The organism is Turicibacter sp. (genome assembly GCF_017941855.1).
GTDB lineage: Bacteria > Bacillota_I > Bacilli_A > MOL361 > Turicibacteraceae > Turicibacter > Turicibacter sanguinis.
In genome coordinates, this window is record NZ_JAGAVR010000117.1 from 1 (window position 1) to 5297 (window position 5297).

The 5297-nt window shown below is 34.6% G+C and carries 8 protein-coding genes and 1 pseudogene; 1 reads left to right on the forward strand and 8 read right to left on the reverse strand.

Annotated features, from left to right (window positions below; all coding sequences use genetic code 11):
• Window positions 1-345 precede the first annotated feature (345 nt).
• From J6D32_RS12765 to J6D32_RS12775, 3 genes are all read right to left on the reverse strand, one after another.
• Window positions 346-507: a hypothetical protein gene (locus J6D32_RS12765; RefSeq protein ID WP_287467734.1), complete on the reverse strand. Its 162-nt coding sequence runs from the start codon at window positions 505-507 to the stop codon at window positions 346-348.
• Between the two features lie 112 nt (window positions 508-619).
• Window positions 620-886 carry a hypothetical protein gene (locus tag J6D32_RS12770; RefSeq protein WP_287467735.1) on the reverse strand — a complete coding sequence of 89 codons (267 nt, stop codon included), beginning with the start codon at window positions 884-886 and terminating at the stop codon, window positions 620-622.
• 12 nt (window positions 887-898) lie between these two features.
• Window positions 899-1819, reverse strand: a complete 921-nt coding sequence (locus J6D32_RS12775) for a ParM/StbA family protein (RefSeq protein WP_287467736.1) — start codon at window positions 1817-1819, stop codon at window positions 899-901.
• A gap of 397 nt (window positions 1820-2216) precedes the next feature.
• Here J6D32_RS12775 and J6D32_RS12780 point away from each other — a divergent pair, with 397 nt between their 5' ends.
• A complete protein-coding gene (locus J6D32_RS12780; RefSeq protein ID WP_287467737.1) occupies window positions 2217-2570 on the forward strand; it encodes a hypothetical protein in 354 nt (117 codons plus the stop codon).
• Window positions 2571-2824: 254 nt separating this feature from the next.
• On the opposite strand, the gene J6D32_RS12785 is transcribed toward J6D32_RS12780, so the two are convergent.
• The 5 genes and pseudogenes from J6D32_RS12785 to J6D32_RS12800 form a co-directional block, all read right to left on the reverse strand.
• A complete protein-coding gene (locus tag J6D32_RS12785; protein WP_287467738.1) occupies window positions 2825-3250 on the reverse strand; it encodes a sigma factor-like helix-turn-helix DNA-binding protein in 426 nt (141 codons plus the stop codon).
• Window positions 3251-3304: 54 nt separating this feature from the next.
• Complete coding sequence (locus tag J6D32_RS14120) at window positions 3305-3598, reverse strand: P27 family phage terminase small subunit (protein WP_503004058.1); 294 nt, start codon at window positions 3596-3598, stop codon at window positions 3305-3307.
• Window positions 3599-3619: 21 nt separating this feature from the next.
• Window positions 3620-3763 (reverse strand): annotated as a pseudogene (locus tag J6D32_RS14125) (transposase); the annotation flags it as partial.
• A 202-nt stretch (window positions 3764-3965) separates the two neighbouring features.
• Window positions 3966-4649, reverse strand: a complete 684-nt coding sequence (locus tag J6D32_RS12795) for a hypothetical protein (protein WP_287467740.1) — start codon at window positions 4647-4649, stop codon at window positions 3966-3968.
• A gap of 421 nt (window positions 4650-5070) precedes the next feature.
• The coding region (locus J6D32_RS12800) for a hypothetical protein (RefSeq protein WP_287467741.1) at window positions 5071-5297 on the reverse strand (227 nt) is incomplete at its 5' end.

Genomic DNA, 5297 nt, shown 5'->3' on the forward strand with positions numbered 1-5297 from the left:
CCAACTTTTAAAACTTTCTTTGGATCCACCTCAATCAATTCATTTTTTCTCACAACACAAGCACAAATTTTCATTTTTATTCCCCCTTTGAATTTTCAATCATTTTTTTAATCTCAGGAATTGAAATAATGATACCTAAAACCAACCCAATGAATAATTTCACATTTATCACCTCACACTAATATTTATATGCGACAGTGCGAATAATATTCCGAAATTTTGTACATACTATTCATATAATTTCAGAAGGTGGTGACGTTATGTATTGGTTTTATGGAGGTCTTGCACTTAGAATCGCTTGTGAGTTACTTAAAATAGCGTTTGAATAGGGCTTCTGCCCTTTTTTTATTTTTCGCTCTTCTTAAGTTCTTCTAAAATAAGACGCTTAGCATATCTGCTCATATTATCATCTTTTTCTAATGCCAGTTTCGAGAAGTCCTCAAACAACTCTTTATCCTTTTCGTAAAACACAACGGATAACTTTTTATAAATTTTTTGTCTTGCCACAACAATCCCTCCTTGTTTAGTTTATCTAAGTTATTATATGAAAAGAATGCCGAAAAAATTCGCATATTTTGCACTAACAATGCGTAAAAAAAGACTTGGAATAGTTCCAAGTCTAATCAGGCATGTCATCATAAGCTTTATCACTTACGTCCAATAAATCAATGTTTGTTTGAACACTTTCTACAACCTCATTTAAAGGTTCTGTAACTGCTTCTGATTCTGTCGGGTGTAAAGTTATTACCCTTCCATTTAAAGCTTCATATTGCAGCACTATCCACTCAATGGCTTTGTTTCTGTTTATGTTATTCGCTTCTGCATATTCGTTTATTTTATTCCAAATTGTTTCTTCTAAATTAACTGTGCTTGAACGTTTAGCCATTATGCGCCACCTCTATTTGCAAAAATTCTGTGTTGCTAATAGCCATAGACCTTTTGCAGTTGCCATTTGAGCATCCTCGATAATCTCGAAAGGAAGGTTTAATTTTAACGCTGTACCACCAGCTATGAACACAGCAACCTCTTTTAAATTGATCCATTGGCTTTTAATTTGGTTCTGAACTGCTCCCGACAGTACATCGTAAGCAACTTCTTTTAAATCATCATAATCATTTGAAGAATCAATTTCATTCAATGCTTTCATAATTCCGCGACTGCTGAGGACTTTTTGAACGTATTCAAGGGCCGTTCTATTACCTTCCTCTACTGTTTTAGAAAGTTTGTCGTTGAATTTTAGTCCTTTGTCGTAGTAGCATAACTCAGTTGTTCTGAAACCGATAGAACCTAAAGCAACAGGCCCATTTTTTAACGTTGGATGTTGATTAACGTGGTAAAGTAACGCTGCATCAGCTTCACGATAAATACTTATGTCACGAATAGTTACTGTTTTATATGAGTTTGCAACTTTGTTTTTAATTTTAATGGTTTTACCTTTATAAGTTTCTGTAACTGAGTTTAAAACACTTCGTCTAAAGTCTTTATTAGGAACTCCTAACATGATTTTAACTTGTTCAGACGCAGCGACTTCGCTTAAGGCTGCCCACATTAAAACTTGAACAATTCTATTAGTTTTATCATCGTCTAAATTTTGGACCGGGCTATGACCTTCCTTTTCAGCTAGATCACCAATGAAATACTCAATCCCGTTCACCTCGATATAAATTGGGTTTTCGTATTCTGATAAATCCATTTTTCGCCCTAGCCCCATTACCGACTTGAACTTACAAGAATACTTCGCACCGTCAAATTCACTATACGCCTTCACATACCCACGACCAATATCCATCCCGATATGTTGCACTTTTTCAATTTTCACGAAAATCTCTCCTCCTCGTTAGGTTTTATAACGACTTCCTAACACAAATGTTATTTACACTTATATACTATACTCAATCCGTTGAAAAATGCAACGACTTTTCAACTTTTTTAGGCATTAACAAGCATTCTATCACTCAAACCGTTAAAAAGTATAACGACTTCCCAACTTTTATTATTTTTAGGCATAAAAAAAGCCCCAAACTGGGGTTAAAATAGCCTATATGTCGAATGGTTGGGGAGCTGCTAAGATTACTCACACTGTGAGTATATGCGTGACACATAGCAAAAGTGACCAAATCCAAAAAATAAAATAAATTACAGATAATTTCAGAATAATTTGCGCAAATAAATCATAAGTTATAACGTAAGACAAATTCGAAAGGGGAAATGATTTTATGAAAACTATGAGCGCAATGGCTATTTACCGTATGAAAACTTTAGAGGTTATGAGTAACGTTGAGACAGATCGCGAGGATTATCCAGTTGCAAACGCAGAAATTAAACTAATTGATGGTGATGTAAAAATCGGTGTAATTGCTAATGAGGAAGGTTGTGTGCTGCTTTGTGATGATTTCGGATGTGAACCAGGGCGAGTTAATGCGTATTGGTTCTGTGAGGATGAAGAACTTGAAATAGGAATAACACAAGGCTATGATCCAGACAGTTATTATTTAGATGATGATATGGTTGATGATTTTTTAAGTGATACAGACTCTATGCTTGATTATTTCGCTTCTATGATTGAGTGAGGTTTTGTGAGGTAAAAGAATATAGGGATAGGTTATTACGTGGTAAATCGTGCCTAAAAAAGGGGGATTTGCAAAAAAACTTCCCTTAAAATAAAAAAAGACACGATTGGTAGTCGTGTCGAAAGTGATGTATTTGAATTTTCGGATTATATGAACTATATTCACATTATAGCAAGTTTCTACAAGTTTTAAAAGTATAATTGGAACCAACAACACACATTTTTTAGCACGTTATCAGCCTTAAATTCATTGGATTAGTGTGTCTTGCTATAATGCATATAGATTTTGAAAAACTTCATTTCAGCTTTATTCAATCGTGACCTTGTTGTCGTTATAGACAAATCTAATTCTTTAGCAATCTCATTCACGCTTTTTCTCTTAATATAATGGCTTGTGAGGAGTTTTTTATCATCTTGTGATATTTTATTCATCGTTACAACAAAAGGCTTTAAATCGCTTAAAATCCGCTTTATTTTGTGTTGGGTTCTTTTTTGCTTATCTAAAACGGTTGCCATCTTGGTATCCTGCTTAGAAATCATCCCACCTTGAACCTTTTCATCTATCATCGGTCTAGCCATACTCAATGATATTCCAGTTTCTTCTTCTGCCTTGTTTTGCAATGCTTTTAACATTCGTCTGCTAATGATGTAATCTTCAAATATCAACTTTACCTCTCTCATAGATTGCCAACACCTCAATTAAATTAAATTAAAAAAGCGAGGAATAATCACTCGCTAAATATCATCATCGTCGTTGCTCTCAGACATAGAAGCGGTTAAGCCTAAATCACTTAGGATTTTTAACATCTGCGAATTTGTTTTTAACAATTCCGTCACACTATCATTTTTCTTATAAACAGTGTTACCCGAACTATTGAATGTCTCGACTTGGACACCACGCTTTTCAATATCTGCAATCAACTTGTTTTTGATTTCCCACAATGACATATAATCATTCACTAAATCAATGTTCGTTTCCGTTTTTGCATTCTTTTTCTCTAAATGACTTAACAATTCCTCTCGGATCATATTGGATGCACTCCTTTCCACATTATTTAATCGTTCCCAACCATATCGCTTCTTCCAGCATTTAAGAGTGTTCAGTGGCACACCTAACTGTTTAGAAATGATTGAGTAACTTTTTCCCTTCTCAAATTCTTTTCTCGCTAATTCTCTTTTGAATTTACTTATCAATTAAATGCACCACCTTTCGCACTACTCTTATTAGGAATGATGAAATACTGTTTTTCGTTGGTCTGAACGTGTTTTTAAATGACACTGAATACTATTCATTTCAAAAAATCTATCGCGCGTGAGAGCCGGAAGAACTGGCTCCCCTTTACCCTCGGTGTACGTCCTCTTCCATAACCCCCATTTTTTCGAAAAGGGGGGCTATCTATTTAGAATATTTTCTTTTCTTACGTCCTAATACGTTCAATGTTTTATCAAATGCTTCATCCACATCAATAGCTGCAATCTCATGCGCCGACAAGAAAGACCTGTTTGCTCTTAACTGCCCAATACTAATAGCATTCATCCCATAGACTGATAATGCTTCTAACTTTTGCATTGCCCAATATAGTTCAGCATAACGACAGATAGATGTGTGTTTTGTTGCCACTCTTTCGGCGTAGCGTTGGTGACCATTAACATTTGCAGTTGCTTGTTGTAACTCATTAATCATCATCTGACGATGATTTAAAGTCTTTGTATACTCTTCTGCCTTATTTAGAGTTAATTGCATCAATTCAAACAAATCTAATAATTGTTCTTCCAAAATTTCTTCATGTACTCGGTAAATATCTTCTGATAACTGACGATATTCATCTTCTGTTCCAACATGCTCATGCTCTAATTGATCTAAGCGTGCTGGGAGTGTGTCCATGAATAACTCTAACGTGCTAATCTCTGATTTTAATTGATTCAATTCATCCAATGAGTAAACTTTTTTTACGTCAGCTTTCTTTTTTTCTAACTCTTTTTGATAATCATCTTCACATTTACGTAGCTCTTTTGCTTTCTCGATTTTAGCCTGACGTTCTGTTTTTAGGCTTTCTAAGCGTTCTTTGATAGCTTCCATTTACAAACACTCCTTCTTCTTATTGTATTCTCTCATATATTCTCTCATGTACTCGTTGTACTTCTTTCTCTGTTCACTTGTTAATTTGGAACGTCTTTCTCTCTCTTTTCGTGCCTTCACATGGCGATAAATCGCCTCTTGTTCTTCTTCTGATAATTGTTTTGAAATTAACAAAAATCTCAACTCGCTTTCTATATATAAGCACTTGATTAAATTATACCATATTTTAAGTGAATTTTAAGAACAAATGTTCGCATTTTGTAAATAAAAAAACCTCCGCAATCTGCGAAGGTGTGGAGAAAATGGAAGTATATTTTTATTGCATTTATTCCTACTTTTTGAACAAAGATGAAAAGCCGTATTCAACGACTCATCACTTTATCTCTATTATAACATTTTTTTTTAAAAAAATACATCCTTTTTAATGCCAACGCTTAAGCTCTGCTCTTAACTGCGACATAAGGCAATTAACAATGAAACGTGGGGCCATATTGACGTCCTTCACATAACTAAACTTCACATCGTACTTGGCTTGTACACTCCATATATTCGCTTCTAATGTGGTGGGCTTGAATTGAGAACGGTAATTCCCTGTGACTAAGTCATTATAATCATTCGACTCAACTACCACATGAATTTTAAAGCCAC